Raw genomic sequence first — 19,058 nt, 5'->3', positions numbered from 1 at the left:
CGGGCGTGAGCCTTGTCCATCGGGGCAAGCGGGGTCTAGCCTCGCGCAGAACGAAGGGGAGACTTCACGATGGGCATTTCGCGCCGCGGCCTGCTGGCCGCTTCCGCCACCGCGCCCGTGCTGATGCGCGCCTCCGAGGCGATGGCGCAGGGCATCGCGCCGCGGCGCGGCGGCACGCTACAGACCATCCTGTCGCCCGAGCCGCCGGTGCTGCAGCTCGGCGTGAACAACCAGGGGCCGACCGGCATCGCCGGGTCGAAGATCTTCCAGGGGCTGCTGGAATATTCGCCGACGCTGGAGGCGAGGCCGGCGCTGGCGAAGTCGTGGGAGGTCAGCGCCGATGGGCGCGAATACATCTTCCGCCTCCAGGAGAACGTGAAGTTCCACGACGGGCGGCCGATGACGGCCGATGACGTGATCTTCTCGATCATGAAGTTCCACATGGAGGTGACGCCGCGCGCGCGCCCCATCCTGCAACTGATCGAGGTGATGGAGGCGCGCGACCCGCTCACCATCCGCATCGTGCTGAAGCAGGCCTTCCAGCCCTTCCTGCTGATCTTCCATTCGACCACGACCTGCATCGTGCCCAAGCACCTGTTCGACGGGCAGGATTACCGGCAGGCGCCGGCGGTGCAGCGGCCGGTCGGCACCGGGCCGTTCCGCCTGGCCGAATGGCAGCGCGGCAACTTCATCCGGCTGGAGCGCTTCGACCAGTATTGGAAGCCGGGGCAGCCGTATCTGGATGCGATCATCTATCGCATCATTCCCGACAGCCAGAGCCGGCGCCTGGCGATCGAGACCGGGCAGGTGCAGCTGACGCAGGCATCGGACATCGAGCCCTTCGACGTGCCGGCGCTGCGCTCGCGCCCGAACCTGGTGGTGAATCCGGCCGGGTGGGAATACCAGTCGCCGCTGTCGTGGATCGAGCTGAACCATCGCGTGAAGCCGCTGGACGATGCGCGGGTGCGGCGCGCGATGTCGATGGCGATCGACCGCAACTTCATCGTCAACCGGCTGTGGTTCGGCGTGGGCAAGCCGGCGACCAACCCGGTTGCGTCCACCACGCGCTTCCATGATGCCAGCGCGCGCATCGCCGCCTTCAACGTGGCCGAGGCGAACCGCATCCTCGACCAGGCGGGATTCCCACGCAACGCGCAGGGCGTGCGCTTCACGCTGAAGCACATGGCGCTGCCCTATGGCGAGATCTGGACGCGGCTGTCGGAATACCTGCGCCAGGCGATGCGCAACATCGGCGTGAATTTCGACATGGAGAGCACCGACGCCGGGTCCTGGGCGCGGCGCGTCGGCAATTGGGAATACGAGACCACGATCAACTTCGTCTATCAGTTCGGCGACCCGACCCTGGGCGTGGAGCGCACCTATGTCTCCACCAACATTCAGCGCGTGACCTTCACCAATACGGGCGGCTATGCGAACCCGCAGGTGGATGCGCTGTTCCAGACGGCGCGGACCTCGGCCGCCGCCGCCGACCGGCAGCGGGCGTTCAGCGAGGTGCAGAAGATCCTGGTCGAGGAGGTGCCGCAGATCTGGCTGACGGAGCTCGCCTTCCCGACCATCCATGACCGGCGGCTGAACAATGTGATCACCTCCGGCGTGGGCGTGCATGCGCCCTTCGACGACGTGTTCCTCGCCGGCTGATGGAGGCGTCGAAGCTTCCGGGATTCCTGCTGCGGCGCGGGGTGAAGGCGCTGTTCGTCATCCTCGCGATCGTGGTGTGCAATTTCCTGCTGATCCATGCCGCACCCGGCGACCCGGCGAGCGTGATCGCCGGTCAGTCGGGGGCGGCGGATGAACGGTTCCTGGCGCAGCTGCGCGAGCAGTTCGGGCTGGACCGGCCCTTCCATGTGCAGCTGTGGATCTACCTGAAGGGGGTGCTGACGCTCGACCTCGGCTTCAGCCATCGGCAGCAGCTGCCGGTGTGGTCGCTGATCAGCGAAAGGCTGCCGGCCACGCTGCTGCTGACCGGCGCGGCCTTTGCGTTTGCGGTGGTGGCGGGGGTGACGCTGGGCACGCTGGCGGCGCGGCGCGTGGGGACGTGGTCGGACAGCGTCATCACCGTGATCGCGCTGACCTTCTACGCCACGCCGCTGTTCTGGGTGGGGCTGATGCTGGTGCTGGTGTTTTCGGTCTGGCTGGAATGGCTGCCGAGCTTCGGCATGTCGTCGGTCGGTGTCGAGCTGCACGGGATCGATGTGTGGCTGGATATCGGCAAGCACCTGATCCTGCCGGCGGCGACGCTCGGGCTGTTCTACCTGGCGGTCTATGCGCGGCTGACGCGCGCGACGATGCTGGAAGTGGCCGACCAGGACTTCGTGAAGACGGCGCGGGCGAAGGGCGTGCCGGAAGGGCAGGTGGTGCGCCGGCATGTGCTGCGGAATGCGCTGCTGCCGGTGATCACTTTCGCGGGCATCCAGGCGGGGCAGCTGGTGGGCGGGTCGATCCTGGTGGAGACGGTGTTTGCCTGGCCGGGGATCGGGCGGCTCGCCTTCGATGCGCTGCTGGCGCGCGATTATGCGGTGCTGCTGGGGGTGTTCTTCTGCACATCCGTGATGGTGGTGGGGTTCAACCTGGTGACGGATTTGCTCTATGCCGTGGTGGATCCGCGCGTGGAAGTGGAAGGATGAGCGACTTCTGGCGCCGCTTCCGACGCAACCGCGGCGCGGTGGTGGGGTTGCTGATCCTGCTGCTGGTCTTCCTGATGGCTGCGCTCGCGCCGGTGATCTACCCGGGCAGTCCGTGGGACATGGCGACGGCGCCCTTCGTGCCGCCGGGCGAGGAAGGAATGCTGCTGGGGTCCGACAGCCTGGGGCGGGATGTCGCGGCGGGCATCGCGCATGGGGCGCGGGTGTCGCTGATGGTGGGCGCCGTCTCGACCGTCGCGGCGCTGCTGATCGGAGTCACGCTGGGGGCCATCGCGGGGTATCTGGGTGGCTTCGTCGATGACGCAGTGATGCGCTTCACCGAGTTCTTCCAGACCATCCCGTCCTTCGTGTTTGCCATCCTGCTGGTGGCGATCTTCACGCCGACCATTTCCTCGGTGGTCTTCGCCATCGCGGTGGTGTCGTGGCCGCCGGTGGCGCGGGTGGTGCGGGCGGAATTCCTGTCGCTGCGATCGCGCGAATTCGTGCAGGCGGCGGAGGTGCTGGGGAAGTCGCGCATCGCCATCGTGGTGACCGACATCCTGCCGAATGCGATGTCGCCCATCGTGGTGCTGGCGTCGCTGATGGTGGCCTCCGCGATCCTCCTGGAGAGCGCATTGTCGTTCCTCGGCCTGGGCGATCCGAACCTGATGACCTGGGGGTTCCTGATCGGGTCGGGGCGGTCGGTGATCAGGCTCGCGTGGTGGATGAGCGTGTTTCCGGGGCTGGCGATCTTTTTCACCGTGCTGGCGCTGAACCTGGTGGGGGAGGGGCTGTCGGATGCGCTGAATCCGCGGCTTGCCCGCCAGCGCGGAGGGCCGGCATGACGCTGCTGTCGGTCGAGGGGCTGAGCGTCGCGCTGCCGCCGGGCGGCGACCGGGCGCATGCGGTGGAGGACATCACGCTGCGCGTCGATCCGGGCGAGATCGTCTGCGTCGTTGGTGAATCCGGATCGGGCAAGTCGATCACCGCCAATGCCGTGATGGGGCTGCTGCCGAAGCCATTGCCGGTGCGCGCGGGGCGCATCCTGTTCGAAGGCCAGGACCTGCTGGCGCTGGGCGCCGAGCCGATGCGCCGGCTACGCGGGCAGCGGCTCGCGATGATCTTCCAGGAACCGATGACCGCGCTGAACCCGGTGATGCGCGTGGGCGACCAGATCGCGGAAGCGATGCGCGTGCATGGTGCGGGCGGCGATGCGGCGCGGCGCGTGCCGGAACTGCTGGCCGCGGTGAACCTGCCCGATCCGGCGGCGACGGCGCGCGCTTATCCGTTCCGGCTGTCCGGCGGGCAGCGGCAGCGCGTGATGATCGCCATGGCGTTGGCGCTGGAACCATCCCTGCTGATCGCGGATGAGCCGACCACGGCGCTGGATGTGACCACGCAGATGCAGATCCTGCGGCTGATCCGCGAGATCCAGTCGCGCCGCGGCACTGGCGTGCTGTTCATCACCCATGATTTCGGCGTGGTGGCCGAGATCGCCGACCGCGTGGCGGTGATGCAGCATGGGCGCATTGTCGAACAGGGCGCGGCGAAGGATGTGCTGAACGCGCCACAGCATGCCTATACCCGCGCGCTGATCGCCGCCGTGCCGCATGGCGCGCCAGGTGCGGCGCGGGTGCGTGACAGCGGCGCGCCGGTGCTGGTGGCGAAGGGGGTCGAAAAGACCTATCGCCGATCCGGCGGCTGGTTCGGGCCGAAGCCGGTGGTGCGCGCGGTGCATGATGCCGACTTCACCCTGGCGCGCGGCGAGACGCTGGGGCTGGTTGGTGAATCCGGGTCCGGCAAGTCGACGCTGGCGCGCTGCGTGGTGAAGCTGGTGGAACCGGAACGCGGCGAGATCATCTTCGAAGGCGCGGATCTGCGCCCGTTGAGTCGCGGTGCGTGGAAGCCGTATCGCCGCAAGATCCAGATGATCTTCCAGGATCCGTTTGCGTCGCTGAACCCGCGCCGGCGGGTGGGCGAGATCATTGCCGAAGGGCCGATCACGCATGGCACGCCGCGGGCGACCGCGGAGGCGCGCGCGCGGGATTTGCTGGCGCTGGTGCAGCTCGATCCCGGCGCGATGGACCGCTACCCGCATGAATTCAGCGGCGGGCAGCGGCAGCGCATCGGCATCGCGCGCGCGCTGGCGATGGAGCCGGAATTGCTGATCGCGGATGAGCCGGTCTCCGCGCTGGACGTGTCGGTGCAGGCGCAGGTGCTCGCGCTGCTGGCGGATATCCGCGACCGGCTGGGGCTGACCATGCTGTTCATCACGCATGACCTGCGCGTGGCGGCACAGGTGTGCGACCGCATCGCGGTGATGCAGCGCGGCGCGATCGTCGAGCAGGGCGCGACGGCGGAGGTTTTCGGCCATCCGCAGCACGCCTATACCCGGCAATTGCTGGACAGCATCCCGGGGCGCAACTGGACGCCGCCGGTGATCGCCGCCTGAGGAGACGCCGATGATCGACCCTGGCGCGCGCCGCGCGATCCTGGAGGCCGTGGATGCGCTGCGCGATGACGCGGTGGCGATGCTGGAACGCCTGGTGCGCTGCCCGTCCACGCTGGGCAACGAGGCCTCGGCGCTGAACGAGATGGCGCGCATCTATGAAGGGCTGGGCCTGGTGCCGCGGCGCGTGCCGACGGTGCCGGAACAGCTGGCGGCGCATCCGGGATTCTCGCCGCCGCTGATCGGGTATGAGGGGCGCGACAATGTGGTTGCGGTCTTCACGCCGCGCGAAAGCCACGGGCGATCGCTGGCGTTGCAGGGCCATGTGGATGTGGTGCCGGAAGGGGCGGCCGACATGTGGCTGACCCCGCCGTATGAACCCGCGATCCGCGACGGGCGCATGTATGGTCGCGGCGCGGGCGACATGAAGGCGGGCATCGTCAGCTATGTCGCGGCCTTCAAGGCGTTGCGCCTGGCCGGCCTGCAACCGGCCGCCGAGGTGCAGATGCAGTCGGTGATCGAGGAGGAATGCACCGGCAATGGCGCGCTCGCCGCCATGCTGGCGCTGCCGCGCACCGATGCGGTCATCATCCCCGAACCCGGTCCCGGATTGCCGGCGATGTATTCGGCGGAGGTCGGCGTGGTCTGGGCCTGGGTGACGGTCTCCGGCCGGCCGGCGCATGTGCGCGACATGCAGGCGGGGCTGAATGCCATCAAGGCGGCGAACGCCATCGCGGCGCGCTTCGAGGACTACCAGGCCGAGATGAATCGCGCCGAACGCATCCACGCATCCTTTCGCGGCGTGAACCATCCGGTGAATGTGAACTTCGGAACGATCCAGGGCGGCGAGTGGAATTCCTCCGTGCCCACACGCGCGCGCATCGGCATGCGGGTGGGTGTGATGATGGGCTATACCGCCGCGCAGACGAAGGCCGACATCGAGCGGCTGGTTGCCGAAGCGGCGCAGGACCCGGCGCTGGCCGGCGCCACGGTCGCGCTGGAGTTCAAGGGCTTCATGGCCGACCCCTGCGTCTTCGACATGAACGCGCCGATCGTCACCATGGCGAAGGGGCATTTCGCCGATGTCTCGGGCGGTTTCCTGCGCGACTACCCGGCGACGGGGCTGACCGATGGGCGCTTCTTCACGCTGTACCAGGACACGCCGGTGGCGTGCTTCGGGCCTGACGCGCAGGAGATCCATGGCATCGACGAAAGCGTCGGCCTCGATTCCATGCACGACATCACGCGCACCATCGCGCTGACCATGGCGCAATGGTGCGGGCTGGAGAAAGCCGCATGAACATCCCGCTCTCCGGCGCGCGCCTGTGGGACAGCCTGATGGAGATGGCGCGCATCGGCGCCACCGCGAAGGGCGGGTCGAACCGGCAGACGCTGACCGACCTCGATTCCGAAGGGCGGCATTTGCTGCGCCGCTGGGCGGAAGCCGCGGGCTGCACGATGACCGTCGATCGCCTGGGCAACATGGCGCTGCTGCGCCCCGGGCGCGATGCGTCGCGCAAGCCGGTTGCCTTCGGCAGCCACCTGGATACGCAGCCGACCGGCGGGAAGTTCGACGGCGTGCTGGGCGTGCTGGCCGGGCTGGAAATCCTGCGCGCGGTGCATGAGGCGGGTATCGAGACCGCGGCGCCGCTGATGCTGATCAACTGGACCAATGAGGAAGGTGCGCGCTTCTCCCCGCCCATGATGGGCAGCGGCGGCGCGATGGGCATCTTCACCGAGGCCGAGGTGCTGGCCAAGCAGGACAGCGAGGGCGCAGTGTTCGGCGCGGAACTCGCGCGCATCGGCTGGCACGGTGATGCCGATCCCGCCGCGCTGCGCGACATCGGCGCCTATGTCGAACTGCATATCGAACAGGGCAGGCTGCTGGAGGATGCCGGCTGCGAGATCGGCGTCGTGACGCACGCCCTGGCGCAGAACTGGCTTGAGGTGACGATCGAGGGAGAGGAGGCGCATGGCGGCTCCCCCATGGCCGGGCGGCGCGATGCGCTGATGGCGGCCGCCCCGCTGATCGCGGCAATCGAGCAGATCGCCCTGGCCGCCGTGACACCGGCCGGCGATCCGGGGCGCGCGACCGTCGGGCGGCTGAGCGTCTATCCCGACAGCCGCAACATCGCGCCCTCGCGCGTGTGGTTCAGCATCGACACGCGCCACCATGACCCCGCGCTGCTGGCGGCGATGGCCGAGGAGATCCGCGCCCGCGCGGTCGCCATCGCGGCGGCGCGCGGCGTGCGGATCGCGGTCGCCGATTTCTGGTATTCGCCGATGACGCCCTTCGACCCGGCGCTGGTCGGGCGCGTGCGCGATGCGGCGGCGCGCCTGGGCTACCGGCACATGGACATGCCCACGGGCATCGGCCACGACGCGGTCTATGTCGCGCGCCAGGTGCCGACCACGATGATCTTCTGCCCCTGCCATGGCGGCATCAGCCACAACGAGGCCGAGAGCATCACGCCCGCATGGGCGGAAGCCGGGATGCGCGTGCTGGCGGATGCGGTGCTGGCGACGGCGGGCGTGGTGAAGGGCTGACCGCAACGCCTGGGGCCAGGCCACTTGCAGCCACGCATGCCTCCCATCCGACGACGGGCGCGCCAAGTTCCCCACCATGACGGGCGCGCCAAATGGCGCGCCATGACGGGCGCGCCAAATGGCGCACCATGACGGGCGCGCCAAATGGCGCGACACTGCCCATCGACCACCGCACCTGGTGAACGCAGCGCCACGCGCGCCCGGTCGCGCCTGAAGGAGACCCCATGACCCGCATCGCCATCGGCGGCTTCCTGCACGAAAGCCATTCCTTCGCCCCCCTGCCCACCACCTGGGGCGACTTCGTCAAGCCCGGCGGCTTCCCGCCCTTGCAGAAGGCCAGCACCATGCTGGACGCGCTGCGCCCCACATCCTGCCCCGCCGCCGGCGCCATCATGGTGGCGGAGGAATCCGGCGTGCAGGTCGCCCCGCTCGCCTGGTGCTTCGCCAACCCCGCCGGCCCCGTCACCGCCGAGGCCTTCGAACGCATCGCCGCGCTGCTGGTCGCCGCGCTGTCCGATGCGCTGGAAGACGGCCCGCTGGATGGCGTCTACCTCGACCTGCATGGCGCCATGGTCGCGGTCGGCTTCGACGATGCGGAGGGCGAGGTGCTGCGCCGCGTGCGCGCCGTGGTCGGGCCCGAGGTGCCGATCGCCGCCAGCCTCGACCCGCATGCCAACAAGACCGCGGCGATGGTGCACTATGCCGATGTGCTGGTGCCCTTCCGCACCTATCCGCATGTCGACATGAAGCCGGCCGGCGCGCAGGCCGCGCGGCTGCTGCTGCGGATGATCCATGAGGGCCGCCGGCCCGCGAAAATCTTCCGCGAGATCGACTATTGGACCCCGCTGCCGGGTCAATGCACCATGGTGGCGCCGATGGCGGACGTCATGGCCGAACGCGCGCGATTGGGCGCCGCGCCCGGCGTGTGGGAACTGGGCTTCTGCTTCGGCTTTCCCTATGCGGATTTCCCCGGCTGCGGCATGGCCATCGCGTCCTTTGCCGATACGCCCGGCCAGGCGGCGCAGGCGGCCGAGGCGCTGGCCGCCTTCATCGCATCGAAGGAACATGAATTCGCCCTCGGCGTGCTGCCGGCGGCCGAGGGCGTGGCGCGTGCGATGGCGCCGCGCCAAGCCAAGGGTCCGGTGATCCTGGCCGACACGCAGGACAATCCCGGCGGCGGCGGGCATGGCGACACCACCGGCCTGCTCGCGGAACTGATCCGCCAGGAGGCACAGGGCGCCGTGCTCGCGCCGATGAACGATGCCGAGGCCGCCGCCGCCTGCCACGCCGCGGGGCAGGGTGCGACCATCACGCTCGCCCTGGGTGGCAAGAGCGATGGTGCGCCGCTGAGCGTCAGCGCCACCATCGAGCGCCTGTCGGATGGCCGCTTCACCCTGACCGGGCCTATGGGCGCGGGCAACCCGGCGAATCTCGGCCCCTGCGCGCTGGTGCGCGTGGCGCCGGGCGTGCGCGTCATCATCGTCACGCGCAAGATGCAGGCGCATGACCAGGCGCTGTTCCGGCACATCGGCGTGGAGCCGGCGGACCAGCGGATCGTCGCGGTGAAGTCCTCGGTGCATTTCCGCGCGGATTTCCAGCCGATCGCCGCGGAGGTGATCGTGGTGGCCGCGCCGGGGCCGGTGGTGGCGGACCCCGCCGTGCTGCCCTTCACCAATATCCGCCCGGGGCTGCGGCTGCGGCCGGGCGCCAATCGGTGATGCGCGGCGTCATCGTCGCGCTGCTGCTGGTGCTGATGGCGGGCACGCCGCGCGCGCAGGAGGTCAGCTTCCCCGCCGAGGACGGCGCGACGCTGCGGGCCATCCGCGTGGCGCCGGCGGCGGGCGTGCCGCGCCGGCCCAGCGTGGTGGCGTTGCATGGCTGTTCCGGCCTGGCGCGCGCGGATCGCCCGCTGCGCCTGCCGGCGCGCGAGGCCGATTGGGCGGCGCGCCTGGCGGAACGCGGCCATGCGGTGGTGTTCCCCGACAGCTTCGGCAGCCGCGGCCTGGGCGAGGCCTGCGGTCGCGCCGATCATCCGGTGACACCGCAGGGCGTGCGGGCCGGCGATGCGCGCGCGGCACTCGCCTGGGCGGCGGCGCAGCCGGGGGAACCGCCGGGCGGGGGCATCCTGCTCGGCTGGTCGCATGGCGGCAGCACGGTGCTCTGGACGCTGGCGGCGCCGCCGCGCGCGGGGTTGCTGCGCGGCGCGGTGGCCTTCTACCCGGGCTGCGGGGCGGTGGTGCGCCGCGCGCCGGGCTGGTCGGCGCCGGTGCCGCTGCTGATGCTGCTGGGCGAACTGGATGACTGGACGCCGGCGCCGCAATGCCTGGCGCTGGCGGCGCGCGCGCCGGCGCGGGTCGAGATGGTCGAATACCGCGGCGCGCGGCACAATTTCGACCATCCCTCGGCGCCGCAGCGCGCGCGGCTGCTGCCGAACGGGCAGACGGTCACGATCGGGACGGACCCGGCGGCGCGCGCGGCGTCGATTGAGGCGCTGCTGGGCTTCCTGGCGCGGCTGTGACGGCGGCGCGCATCCTGCGCCTCGATGCGCTGCCGCCGGATGTCGCGCTGCTCGATGCGGCCGCGCGGGCGGAGGGGTTCCGCATGGTCGGCACGCTGCTGGCCGAGGGCTTCGCGCCCTTCACCGCGCCAGGCTGCGCGCTGTTCGCGGCGCGCGATCCGGTGGGATCGCTGCTCGGCATCGGCGGGATCACGCGCGACCCGCATGGGCCGGGGCTGCGGATGCGGCGCTTCTATGTGCGGCCGCAGGCGCGGCGCGGCGGGCTGGGGCGCGCGCTGGCGATGGCGGTGCTGGACCATGCGCGGGCGTCGGGCGCCAGCTGCATCCGGCTGCGCGCGCCGGCTTCCGCCGCGGCGTTCTGGGAGGGCTGCGGCTTCACGCCGATGCGCGCGGCGCAGGCCACGCATGGCCTGAGGCTTTGACCTGGCCGGAGACGGCGCCGAACGCCGCGTCCCCGGACGGCCACTGCGCGGCGCGCGAACGGCCGCGGTTGCGTGACCGGGCGGTGCCGCGTCACGGCGGGTCGGGAAACATCGGCGTCATCGCGTCGTTGCCAGCAACGCCCGCACCGCCGCTTCGCGCGGGATCGGCGCCACCGCGCCATAGCCGGTGGTCGCCAGCGCCGCGGCCGCATTGGCGTAGCGCGCGGCGGTGACGACATCATCGCCGGCCAGCAGCCGCGCGAGCAGCGCGCCGGCGAAGGTATCCCCCGCGCCGGTGGCGTCCACCGCCGCCACGCGATGGGCGGGGATGCGCGTGCGGGCATCGCGCGACGCGACCAGGCAGCCGGCGGCGCCGCATTTCAGCAGCACGGTGGGGCACAGGCGCAGGTAGAAATCGGCCACGGCGTCGGGGTCGGCCAGGCCGGTCAGGGCCGTCGCGTCGTCGAGCGAGGGCAGGGCGATGTCGGCCATGCCGATCGCGGCATGGATCACCGCCGCGGCGCGCGCGGCCGGCCACAGGCGCAGCCGCAGGTTGGTATCGTAGGAGACCGCCACGCCGGACGCGCGCGCCAGTTCCATGGCGCGGAAGCCGGCGTCGCAGGCGGTGTCCGAGATCGCCTGGCTGATGCCCGACAGGTGCAGGATGCGGGCGGCGCGGATCGCCTGGTCCGGCACGTCGTCGGGGCGCTGGCGGGCGGCGGCGGACCCGCTGCGGTAGAAGGTGAAGTGGTGGCCGGCGGCGTCGTGCGTCACGACATACAGGCCGGTCGGCGCATCGGCGGTGCGGCGCACGGTCGCGGTGTCGATGCCTTCGGACGCCCACAGCGCCATGAAGCTGTCGCCCGGCGCATCGGTGCCGATGGCGGTCACATAGCCGACCCGGGCACCCGATCGTGCCGCGGCGATGGCGGCGTTGGAGGTGTCGCCGCCATGGCCCTCCAGGTACAGCACGCGGCCATCGGGGCCTGCCGGCTGGCGGTTGAATTCCAGCATCGGTTCGCCGAGGCAGAGCAGGTCGGGCATCGGCGTCAGGCCCGCATGATGCCGAGCGCATCCTCGGCCGCCTGCATGACGGCGGCGCGGTTGCCGGCGGCGACCAGGGATTCATCCACCAGCTTGCCGCCGATGCCCACGAAGGCGGCGCCGGCAGCCAGGTAGTCGGGCGCGTTGCGGGCATCGACCCCGCCGGTCGGGCAGAAGGCGACGTCGGGGAAGACCGCGCGCAGCGACTTCACATGGGACGGGCCGCCGGCGGAGTTCGCGGGGAAGATCTTCACCACCTCGGCGCCGGCGGACAGCGCGGCGCGGACCTCGGTGGGGGTCAGGGCGCCCAGCATCAGGCAGGCGCCGGCCTCGCGGCAGGGCGCGGCCAGGGCCGGATCGACCCAGGGGGCGACGATGAAGCGCGCGCCGGCATCGAGGCATGCGCGGGCCGTGGCGGCGTCAGGCACGGTGCCGGCGCCCACCAGCAAGGCGGGGTCGGCGGCCAGGGCGCGGATCAGGGCCGGGGCCTCGGGCACCGTCATGGTGATTTCGAACACCGTGATGCCGGCTTCCTGCAGCCAGGCGACGGCGGTGGCGGCGCGCGCGGCGGTGCTGGCGCGCACCACCGGGATGATGCGCGCGGCGCGCAGGCGGGGGATCAGCGGGTGCATGGCATCGGGCCCTGTGGGGCCGCCATGCTTGGCCGTCGGCGCCGCCGCGGCAAGCCCCGCGCGCGCGGACCCCAACCAGATGGAATCATCCGGTCGGGTGACGATGGTCGTGCAAGCAGGGATATGCAGGCGGTGACGTGCGGCAGGACGGGTGGCAGCCGCGCCGGCTTGCCCCCCGCGACATTCGCCGCGATGTGCGGCAAGCGGCGAGGATCGGCAGGACAGCAGGCGCCGGCGCGTCAGACCGCCATGCGGCTGGCGGTGGCCTGCAAGGTGCGGGAGGAGGCGAGGGCGCGTTCGATCTCGGTGGCGGTGGTGTCGAGCGCCGAACGATAGCCGCTGACGCTCTGCCCGAGCCGCGCCATGGTCGTGGACAGGTCGCCGATGGCGGCGCGCAGGCCGGCGGTGGCTTCGGATTGCTCGGCCACGGCCTCGTCGAGGCGGCGCAGCGCGAGGCGCAGGCGATCTTCCGGGCGCTGGGGGAAGAAGGCGACGTCGGCCTGCGTTGGCAGCGCGGGGTCCGCGGCGGCGGGCGACGGTGTCGGCGGGAGCGGTGCGGACATGGGGCCTCGACAGGGCGTGTTAATATTCTCTTAGTGAATCTCCGCGGCTGAGGCGAGAGGAAATTGTCTCGGTTTCAAGAAATCGTCGCGAAAAAACGCGGCGCCTTGCGCGTGGCGGCAGGCTGGATGCGATGAGCATCTTTAACGTGTTTTCAATGTTTTGACAGCGCTTTCTCGACCGGATGTGAGCGCCACCGGGCCGATCGCGTCTGCCAGGCCCCGCAATCCTTGGGTGCATCACAGTCGCGTGAGTCCCCGCAGGCGCGGTCGCCCCGTCGTGGCTTTCCCCGGTTACGGCCTTCGCACGGATGCTCTATGCGTCAGCCATGGGTACCGTGCTCGAGATCGGCGTCATCCTGCTGCTTGTCCTCATCAACGGCGCCTTTGCCATGAGCGAGCTGGCCATCGTCTCCTCCCGCCGGTCGCGGCTGATGGCCATGCAGCGCCAGGGCAGCCTGGGGGCCGAGGCGGCGCTGGCCCTGGCCGACGACCCGCAGCGCTTCCTGCCCACCGTGCAGGTCGGCATCACGCTGGTGGGCATCTTCGCCGGCGCCTTCGGCGGCGCCCGGCTGTCCGGCACGCTGGGCGAGGCGCTGAACGCCATCCCGGGGGTCGCGCCCTATGGCGGTGAGATCGCCTTCACCCTGGTCGTCATCGCCATCACCTATCTCAGCCTGATCCTGGGCGAGCTGGTGCCCAAGCAGGTCGCGCTGCGCAATCCGGAGCGCGTCGCCGTCATCGTCTCGCGGCCGCTGGCGATGCTGGCGCGCGTGTCGTCGCCGGTGGTCTGGGTGCTCGGGCAATCCTCGGCCTTCGTGCTGCGCTTCTTCGGCCCCGCCCGGCCGGGCGAGCAGTCGGTGACGGAGGAGGAAGTGAAGGCCGTGGTCGCCGAGGGCGTGCAGGCCGGCGCCCTGGAATCCGAGGAACGCCACATGATCGAGCGCGTGCTGCGCCTGGCCGACAAGCCGGTGCGCGCGCTGATGACCCCGCGCAACGACCTGGCCTGGCTCGACCGGTCGGACACGCCGGCGGATATCGCCGCGACGCTGCGCGAGAGCGACGTGACCCGCTTCATCGTGGCCGATGGGCGGGTGGACAACGTGGTCGGCGTGGTGGTGGCGAAGGACCTGCTGGACCAGTTGCTGGAGGGCGCGCCGATGGTGCTCGATGCCGTGCTGCGCCAGCCGCTGGCGCTGCCCGATACGCTGACCGCGCTCGATGCGCTGGAGCGCCTGCGCGGCGACCGGCTGGGCCTGGCGCTGGTGCTGGACGAGTACGGGTCCTTCGAGGGCGTGGTGACCGCCGCCGACCTGCTGGAGGCGATCGTGGGCGAGCTGGGCGCGGCCGAGCCGGTGGCCGGCGGCGATGCGGTGGAACGCCATGACGGGTCGCTGCTGCTGGACGGGTCGATGCCCTCGGACGAGCTGCGCGCGCGGCTGGAATTGCCGGAACTGCCGGGGGCCGGCACCTATCACACGGTGGCGGGGCTGATGCTGGCCTTGTTGAACCGCGTGCCGAAGGAAGGCGACCGCATCGTATGGGCCGGCTGGCGGTTCGAGATCGTGGACATGGACGGCCGGCGCGTGGACAAGGTGCTGGCGAGCCGGGAGGAAGTGGCGGCGTGACTACTTCGCCAAGCTCCGCGCGATCGGCGCCACGAATTGCGGCTCGGTGTCCCAGGGGAACAGGATCCAGGTGTCCTGGGAGACCTCGGTGATGAAGGTGTCCACCAGCGGATTGCCGGCGGGCTTCGCATAGACCGTGGCGAAATGCGCCTTCGGCAGCAGCGCGCGCACCACGCGGGCGGTGGTGCCGGTATCGACCAGGTCGTCCACGATCAGCCAGCCCTCGCCATCGCCGGCCGCGGAGGGCCGCTTGGCGACATGCGGTTCGCCGCGCTTCTCGTCGTCGTAGGTGACGATCGAGACGCTCTCGATCAGCCGGCAGTCGAGTTCGCGGGCGATGATCGCGGCCGGGATCAGCCCGCCGCGGGTGATGGCGACGATGCCGCGCCAGGGGCCGCGTTCCAGCAGCCGCCAGGCCAGCGCCTTGCTGTCGCGGTGCAGCTGGTCCCAGGTGACGGTGTAGTATTTCGGCGCCATCAGAACATCCTCCCGCCGTCGGGCACCCGCAGGTCGGGCTTCAGCAGCACCACCGCGCCGTTCTCGTCGGGCACGCCGAGCACCAGCACCTCGCTTTCGAAGCCGGCGATGCGGCGGGGCGCGAAGTTCACCACCGCGAGCACCTGGCGCCCGATCAGCCGGTCCGGCGCGTAGTGCACGGTGACCTGCGCGGAGGAGCGCTTCACCCCCAGTGTGCCGCCGAAATCCACCCACAGGCGGATCGCGGGCTTGCGCGCCTCGGGGAAGGGCTGGGCGTCGACCACGGTGCCGGCGCGGATGTCGAGGCGGTCGAAATCCTCGATGCTGGCGGTGCTGTCCATGCAGCGCCCTTAGAACAGAAGCCGGGCCGGCGCGAGGGGGGCCTGCCGCCGCCGTGGCGCCCCATGGGCTTTCCAAGGCGGGCGTCCCGTTGCATGGAGGGGGCAACCTCGACGGAAACGGACCCGATATGCGCGATTTCCATTTGCCCGGCCGCAGCCCCGCCTATGGCGTGAACGGCATGGCCGCCACCTCCATGCCGCAGGCGACGCTGGCCGCGCTGGATATCCTGCGCGCCGGCGGCAATGCGCTGGATGCCGCGATCGCCGCCTGCGCGGTGCAGTGCGTGATCGAACCGGCCTCGACCGGGATCGGCGGCGACTGCTTCTGCCTGTATGTGCCGGCCGGGTCGTCGAAGGTGGTGGCGCTGAACGGGTCGGGCCGCGCACCGGCGGGGGCGACGCCGGAGGCGCTGCGCGCGGCGGGGATGACCGGCATGGTCAATACCTCGGCCCATTCGGTGACCGTGCCTGGCGCGATCAGCGCGTGGGAATTGCTGAACCGCACGCATGGGCGGCTCGGCCTCGATGTCATCCTGCAGCCGGCGATCCGCCATGCCGAGGAAGGCTTCGCGATCTCCCCGCGCGTCGCCACCGACTGGGTGGGGGCGGTCGGCAAGCTGATGAAGCACGAGGCCTCCGCGCGGCGCTTCCTGCGCGACGGGCAGGCGCCGGCGCTCGGCACCCGCTTCGTGCAGCCCGAGCTGGCGCGCACGCTGCGGGCCATCGCGGCGCAGGGGAAGAAGGCCTTCTACGAGGGCGAGGTCGCGGCCGACATCGTCGCGACGCTGCGCGCCGCCGGCGGCCTGCACACCGAGGAGGATTTCGCCCGCGGCGCCGACGTGGCGGAATTCGTCGAACCCATCTCGATCGACTGGCGCGGCATGCAGGTGTTCCAGTGCCCGCCGAACGGGGTGGGGATGCATGTGCTGCAGATCCTGGGAATCCTGGGCAACCTCGACACGCCGGAGCAGGGGCCGTTCAGCGCCGAGCGCTTCCATCGCCATATCGAAGCCGCGCGCCTGGTCTATCGCGACCGCGATGCCTTCCTCGCGGATCCCTCGCAGGTGGATGTGCCGGTGGATCGCCTGCTGTCGTCCGACTACCTGAAGCGCCTCGCCAGGCTGATCCGCGACGACGCCGCGATGCCCGAGCTGCCGCCGGCCGGCGAGAGCGACCTCGGCAAGCACAAGGACACGGTCTACCTGTGCGTCGTGGACCGCGACGGCAATGCCTGTTCCTTCATCAACTCGCTGTTCGAAGGCTTCGGCACCGGCATCCTGGCCGAGACGTCGGGCGTCATGCTGCAGAATCGCGGCTTCGGCTTCCGGCTGCAGGAAGGCCACCCGAACTGCATCGCGCCCAACAAGCGGCCGCTGCACACCATCATCCCCGGCATGGTGATGAAGGACGGCCAGGCGATCATGCCCTATGGCGTGATGGGCGGGCGCTTCCAGCCGACCGGGCAGACGCTGTTCCTGACCAACCACTTCGAATTCGGGCTGGATGTGCAGGAGGCGATCGACCATCCGCGGCTGATGCCGCAGGACGGCCCGGGCGGTGACAAGGTGCAGGTCGAGGCCGGCATCCCCGGCGCAGTTGTGGACCGGCTGAACCGGCTGGGTCACACCTGCGAATTGGTGGACAAGCCGCATGGCGGTGGCCAGGCGATCTTCATCGACCGCGAGAAGGGCTGCCTGGTCGGCGGGTCCGACCCGCGCAAGGATGGGTGTGCGCTGGGGTATTGACCCCAAGGCGGTGCCGCGCGGGCAATGAGGCTGCGCGCGATCCGCGCCGACATCACGACGCTGCGCGTGGATGCGGTGGTGAATGCCGCGAACGCGGCGCTGCTGACGGGCGGGGGCGTGTGCGGCGCGATCTTCCGCGCGGCCGGCGCCGAGGCGCTGGCGCTGGCGCTGGCCTGCGCGCCGGTCGCGCCCTGCCCGACCGGGCAGGCGCGCATCACGCCCGGCTGCGCGCTGCCGGCACGCTTCGTGATCCATGCGGTCGGGCCGGTGTGGCGCGGCGGCGGGGCGGGCGAGGCCGCGCTGCTGGCATCCTGCTGCCGCGAGAGCCTGCGCCTGCTGCGCCAGGCGGGCGGCGCGTCCATCGCCTTTCCGGCGATCTCGACCGGCATCTTCGGCTATCCGGCGGATGCCGCGACGCGGATTGCCGTCGCGACGGTGCGGGAGGAAAGTCGTGGCGGGATCGACGTGATCTTCGCCTGCTTCGACCAGCCCATGCTGGCATTGTACGAAAAGGAACTCGGCGCATGACCGAACCCTGCGATTTTTCCGCCGTCGAGGCGCGCGCGCTGATCGGGCGGCGCGCCCTGTCGCCCGTGGAATTGCTGGAGTCCTGCCTGAAGCGCGTGGGCGAGGTGAACCACGCGGTCAACGCCATGGTCGCGATCGACGAGCCCGCCGCGCGCGCCGCCGCCAAGGCGGCCGAGGAGGCGGTGATGGCGGGCGGCGCGCTCGGCGCGCTGCACGGCCTGCCGGTCGGCATCAAGGACCTGGAGGAGACCAAGGGCCTGCGGACCACCTATGGCAGCCCGATCTTCAAGGACTTCGTGCCCGAGGCCGATTGCGGGATGGTGGCGAACCTGCGCCGCGCCGGCGCGGTGGTGATGGGCAAGACCAACACGCCGGAATTCGGCGCCGGCGCCAATACGCGCAACGCCGTCTATGGCGTGACGGGCAATCCCTTCGACCCGATGAAGTCGGCGGCCGGGTCCTCCGGCGGGTCAGGCGTGGCGCTGGCCTGTGGCATGGCGCCGATCTGCTCGGGGTCGGATACCGGCGGCAGCTTGCGCAACCCGGCGGCGTTCAACGGGATCGTGGGGTATCGGCCCTCGCCCGGGGTGGTGCCATCCGAAAAGCGCGGGCATGGCTGGTCGGGGCTGCCGGTGCTCGGGCCGATGGCGCGCAACGTGGCGGATACCGCGCTGCTGCTGAGTGCCATGGCGTCGGATGATGCGATGGACCCGCTGGCCTATACGCTGGCGGGCGAAGCCGTGCGCGGCGTGGCGGCGCGCTATCATCCGCTGGCGCCGGTCGACCTGGCGTCGCTGCGGGTCGCGATCAGTGTCGATTTCGGGCAGGCGCCGGTCGAGAAGCTGGTGCGCGAGGCGTTTGCCATCCGTGCGCGCGCCATCGCGCCGCTGTTCGGCGCCGCCGAGGAGGCCGACCCCGATTGCCGCGGCGGCGACGAGGCCTTCGAGGTGCTGCGCGCCACCGCGATCCTGAGCTCGCACCTGGAGAAGGTCCGCACGCGCCCGCAGGATGTCGGGCCGAACGTGACCGCCAATGTCGAGGAAGGGCTGCGCTACACCGCCGAGGATGTGGCGAATGCCTCGGCGGGGCAGACGCGCATGTACCGCGCCTGGCAGCACTTCTTCGCGCGGCACGACGTGCTGGTCACGCCGGCGATCACGCTGAGTCCGCGTCCGTGGAAGGAACTGTATCCGGCCGAGATCGATGGGGTGCCGACGCGCACGTATTTCCATTGGCTGGCCTGCGCCTATTACCCGACGCTGTGCGGGCATCCGGCGATCTCGCTGCCGATGGGGCTGGATCGGCTGGGGATGCCGTTCGGGCTGCAGATCGTCGGCCCGCGCGGGGGCGATGCGCTGGTGCTGCGCGTGGCGGCGGCGATCGAGGCCGCCTTCGCGCATGACGCCGTGCTGCGCCGCCCGGTGCCCGACCTGTCGGCGTTGCGCGCGGCTCAGCCGATCCGCGAGGTGCCCGGCGCGATCGGCTGGGACTGACCGGCCGTTCGTCGATGACGGCACCGCCCGGC

The 19,058-nt window shown here is 70.9% G+C and carries 18 protein-coding genes; 13 read left to right on the top strand and 5 right to left on the bottom strand.

All coding sequences use genetic code 11. From position 1 onward, the window contains the following. Nucleotides 1–69: 69 nt before the first annotated feature. From LQ222_RS10380 to LQ222_RS10340, 9 genes are all read left to right on the top strand, one after another. Nucleotides 70–1,659 (top strand): ABC transporter substrate-binding protein, encoded by a 1,590-nt coding sequence (locus LQ222_RS10380; protein WP_230166259.1) that lies wholly within the window; start codon nucleotides 70–72, stop codon nucleotides 1,657–1,659. Further along, nucleotides 1,659–2,645 (top strand): ABC transporter permease, encoded by a 987-nt coding sequence (locus LQ222_RS10375; RefSeq protein ID WP_230166258.1) that lies wholly within the window; start codon nucleotides 1,659–1,661, stop codon nucleotides 2,643–2,645. The genes LQ222_RS10380 and LQ222_RS10375 overlap by 1 nt, the downstream gene beginning before the upstream one ends. Continuing rightward, nucleotides 2,642–3,487: an ABC transporter permease gene (locus LQ222_RS10370; protein ID WP_230166257.1), complete on the top strand. Its 846-nt coding sequence runs from the start codon at nucleotides 2,642–2,644 to the stop codon at nucleotides 3,485–3,487. Before LQ222_RS10375 ends, LQ222_RS10370 begins: the two co-directional genes overlap by 4 nt. Next, nucleotides 3,484–5,094, top strand: coding sequence for an ABC transporter ATP-binding protein (locus LQ222_RS10365; protein ID WP_230166256.1), 1,611 nt, complete (start codon nucleotides 3,484–3,486; stop codon nucleotides 5,092–5,094). Before LQ222_RS10370 ends, LQ222_RS10365 begins: the two co-directional genes overlap by 4 nt. Before the next feature lie 10 nt (nucleotides 5,095–5,104). After that, nucleotides 5,105–6,391 carry an ArgE/DapE family deacylase gene (locus LQ222_RS10360; RefSeq protein WP_230166255.1) on the top strand — a complete coding sequence of 429 codons (1,287 nt, stop codon included), beginning with the start codon at nucleotides 5,105–5,107 and terminating at the stop codon, nucleotides 6,389–6,391. After that, nucleotides 6,388–7,638: a Zn-dependent hydrolase gene (locus LQ222_RS10355; RefSeq protein WP_230166253.1), complete on the top strand. Its 1,251-nt coding sequence runs from the start codon at nucleotides 6,388–6,390 to the stop codon at nucleotides 7,636–7,638. The genes LQ222_RS10360 and LQ222_RS10355 overlap by 4 nt, the downstream gene beginning before the upstream one ends. Before the next feature lie 224 nt (nucleotides 7,639–7,862). Next, nucleotides 7,863–9,356 carry a M81 family metallopeptidase gene (locus LQ222_RS10350; RefSeq protein WP_230166251.1) on the top strand — a complete coding sequence of 498 codons (1,494 nt, stop codon included), beginning with the start codon at nucleotides 7,863–7,865 and terminating at the stop codon, nucleotides 9,354–9,356. Further along, nucleotides 9,356–10,156, top strand: a complete 801-nt coding sequence (locus LQ222_RS10345) for a dienelactone hydrolase family protein (RefSeq protein WP_230166248.1) — start codon at nucleotides 9,356–9,358, stop codon at nucleotides 10,154–10,156. The genes LQ222_RS10350 and LQ222_RS10345 overlap by 1 nt, the downstream gene beginning before the upstream one ends. After that, nucleotides 10,153–10,578: a GNAT family N-acetyltransferase gene (locus LQ222_RS10340; protein WP_230166246.1), complete on the top strand. Its 426-nt coding sequence runs from the start codon at nucleotides 10,153–10,155 to the stop codon at nucleotides 10,576–10,578. Before LQ222_RS10345 ends, LQ222_RS10340 begins: the two co-directional genes overlap by 4 nt. 117 nt (nucleotides 10,579–10,695) lie before the next feature. Here the strand turns inward: LQ222_RS10340 and LQ222_RS10335 are convergent, their stop codons facing one another. The 3 genes from LQ222_RS10335 to LQ222_RS10325 all read right to left on the bottom strand — a co-directional run bounded on the left by LQ222_RS10335 (nucleotide 10,696) and on the right by LQ222_RS10325 (nucleotide 12,817). Next, nucleotides 10,696–11,622, bottom strand: coding sequence for a sugar kinase (locus LQ222_RS10335; protein ID WP_230166244.1), 927 nt, complete (start codon nucleotides 11,620–11,622; stop codon nucleotides 10,696–10,698). A gap of 5 nt (nucleotides 11,623–11,627) precedes the next feature. Further along, complete coding sequence (locus LQ222_RS10330; RefSeq protein WP_230166243.1) at nucleotides 11,628–12,254, bottom strand: bifunctional 4-hydroxy-2-oxoglutarate aldolase/2-dehydro-3-deoxy-phosphogluconate aldolase; 627 nt, start codon at nucleotides 12,252–12,254, stop codon at nucleotides 11,628–11,630. A gap of 239 nt (nucleotides 12,255–12,493) precedes the next feature. Beyond that, complete coding sequence (locus LQ222_RS10325; protein WP_230166241.1) at nucleotides 12,494–12,817, bottom strand: hypothetical protein; 324 nt, start codon at nucleotides 12,815–12,817, stop codon at nucleotides 12,494–12,496. Between the two features lie 326 nt (nucleotides 12,818–13,143). Between LQ222_RS10325 and LQ222_RS10320 the strand changes: the two genes are divergently transcribed. Then, nucleotides 13,144–14,442, top strand: a complete 1,299-nt coding sequence (locus LQ222_RS10320; protein ID WP_230166239.1) for a hemolysin family protein — start codon at nucleotides 13,144–13,146, stop codon at nucleotides 14,440–14,442. Here the strand turns inward: LQ222_RS10320 and gpt are convergent, their stop codons facing one another. Both gpt and LQ222_RS10310 read right to left on the bottom strand, forming a co-directional pair. Beyond that, nucleotides 14,443–14,919 carry a xanthine phosphoribosyltransferase gene (gpt, locus tag LQ222_RS10315; RefSeq protein WP_230166238.1) on the bottom strand — a complete coding sequence of 159 codons (477 nt, stop codon included), beginning with the start codon at nucleotides 14,917–14,919 and terminating at the stop codon, nucleotides 14,443–14,445. After that, nucleotides 14,919–15,260: a tRNA-binding protein gene (locus LQ222_RS10310; RefSeq protein ID WP_230166237.1), complete on the bottom strand. Its 342-nt coding sequence runs from the start codon at nucleotides 15,258–15,260 to the stop codon at nucleotides 14,919–14,921. Before LQ222_RS10310 ends, gpt begins: the two co-directional genes overlap by 1 nt. Before the next feature lie 128 nt (nucleotides 15,261–15,388). Between LQ222_RS10310 and ggt the strand changes: the two genes are divergently transcribed. From ggt to LQ222_RS10295, 3 genes are read left to right on the top strand one after another with little or no spacing between them, the layout of a single operon-like run. Continuing rightward, nucleotides 15,389–17,005 carry a gamma-glutamyltransferase gene (gene ggt, locus LQ222_RS10305; protein WP_230166236.1) on the top strand — a complete coding sequence of 539 codons (1,617 nt, stop codon included), beginning with the start codon at nucleotides 15,389–15,391 and terminating at the stop codon, nucleotides 17,003–17,005. A 24-nt stretch (nucleotides 17,006–17,029) separates the two neighbouring features. Continuing rightward, nucleotides 17,030–17,533, top strand: a complete 504-nt coding sequence (locus LQ222_RS10300; RefSeq protein ID WP_230166235.1) for a macro domain-containing protein — start codon at nucleotides 17,030–17,032, stop codon at nucleotides 17,531–17,533. Beyond that, a complete protein-coding gene (locus LQ222_RS10295; RefSeq protein WP_230166234.1) occupies nucleotides 17,530–19,026 on the top strand; it encodes an amidase in 1,497 nt (498 codons plus the stop codon). The genes LQ222_RS10300 and LQ222_RS10295 overlap by 4 nt, the downstream gene beginning before the upstream one ends. The last annotated feature ends 32 nt before the right edge of the window (nucleotides 19,027–19,058 follow it).

Origin of the sequence: Roseomonas sp. CECT 9278, assembly GCF_918698155.1 — a bacterium.
In the GTDB taxonomy this organism is placed as follows: Bacteria; Pseudomonadota; Alphaproteobacteria; order Acetobacterales; family Acetobacteraceae; genus Neoroseomonas.
The sequence above is the reverse complement of the archived record's forward strand: the minus strand, read 5'-3'. Positions and strand labels throughout refer to the sequence as shown.

Excerpts from the sequence above, each read along its gene's own strand:
- LQ222_RS10380 (WP_230166259.1), top strand. The coding sequence starts at position 70 with ATGGGCATTTCGCGCCGCGGCCTGCTGGCCGCTTCCGCCACCGCGCCC.
- LQ222_RS10375 (WP_230166258.1), top strand. The coding sequence starts at position 1,659 with ATGGAGGCGTCGAAGCTTCCGGGATTCCTGCTGCGGCGCGGGGTGAAG.
- LQ222_RS10370 (WP_230166257.1), top strand. The coding sequence starts at position 2,642 with ATGAGCGACTTCTGGCGCCGCTTCCGACGCAACCGCGGCGCGGTGGTG.
- LQ222_RS10365 (WP_230166256.1), top strand. The coding sequence starts at position 3,484 with ATGACGCTGCTGTCGGTCGAGGGGCTGAGCGTCGCGCTGCCGCCGGGC.
- LQ222_RS10360 (WP_230166255.1), top strand. The coding sequence starts at position 5,105 with ATGATCGACCCTGGCGCGCGCCGCGCGATCCTGGAGGCCGTGGATGCG.
- LQ222_RS10355 (WP_230166253.1), top strand. The coding sequence starts at position 6,388 with ATGAACATCCCGCTCTCCGGCGCGCGCCTGTGGGACAGCCTGATGGAG.
- LQ222_RS10350 (WP_230166251.1), top strand. The coding sequence starts at position 7,863 with ATGACCCGCATCGCCATCGGCGGCTTCCTGCACGAAAGCCATTCCTTC.
- LQ222_RS10345 (WP_230166248.1), top strand. The coding sequence starts at position 9,356 with ATGCGCGGCGTCATCGTCGCGCTGCTGCTGGTGCTGATGGCGGGCACG.
- LQ222_RS10335 (WP_230166244.1), bottom strand. The coding sequence starts at position 11,622 with ATGCCCGACCTGCTCTGCCTCGGCGAACCGATGCTGGAATTCAACCGC.
- LQ222_RS10330 (WP_230166243.1), bottom strand. The coding sequence starts at position 12,254 with ATGCACCCGCTGATCCCCCGCCTGCGCGCCGCGCGCATCATCCCGGTG.
- LQ222_RS10325 (WP_230166241.1), bottom strand. The coding sequence starts at position 12,817 with ATGTCCGCACCGCTCCCGCCGACACCGTCGCCCGCCGCCGCGGACCCC.
- LQ222_RS10320 (WP_230166239.1), top strand. The coding sequence starts at position 13,144 with ATGGGTACCGTGCTCGAGATCGGCGTCATCCTGCTGCTTGTCCTCATC.
- gpt (WP_230166238.1), bottom strand. The coding sequence starts at position 14,919 with ATGGCGCCGAAATACTACACCGTCACCTGGGACCAGCTGCACCGCGAC.
- LQ222_RS10310 (WP_230166237.1), bottom strand. The coding sequence starts at position 15,260 with ATGGACAGCACCGCCAGCATCGAGGATTTCGACCGCCTCGACATCCGC.
- ggt (WP_230166236.1), top strand. The coding sequence starts at position 15,389 with ATGCGCGATTTCCATTTGCCCGGCCGCAGCCCCGCCTATGGCGTGAAC.
- LQ222_RS10300 (WP_230166235.1), top strand. The coding sequence starts at position 17,030 with ATGAGGCTGCGCGCGATCCGCGCCGACATCACGACGCTGCGCGTGGAT.
- LQ222_RS10295 (WP_230166234.1), top strand. The coding sequence starts at position 17,530 with ATGACCGAACCCTGCGATTTTTCCGCCGTCGAGGCGCGCGCGCTGATC.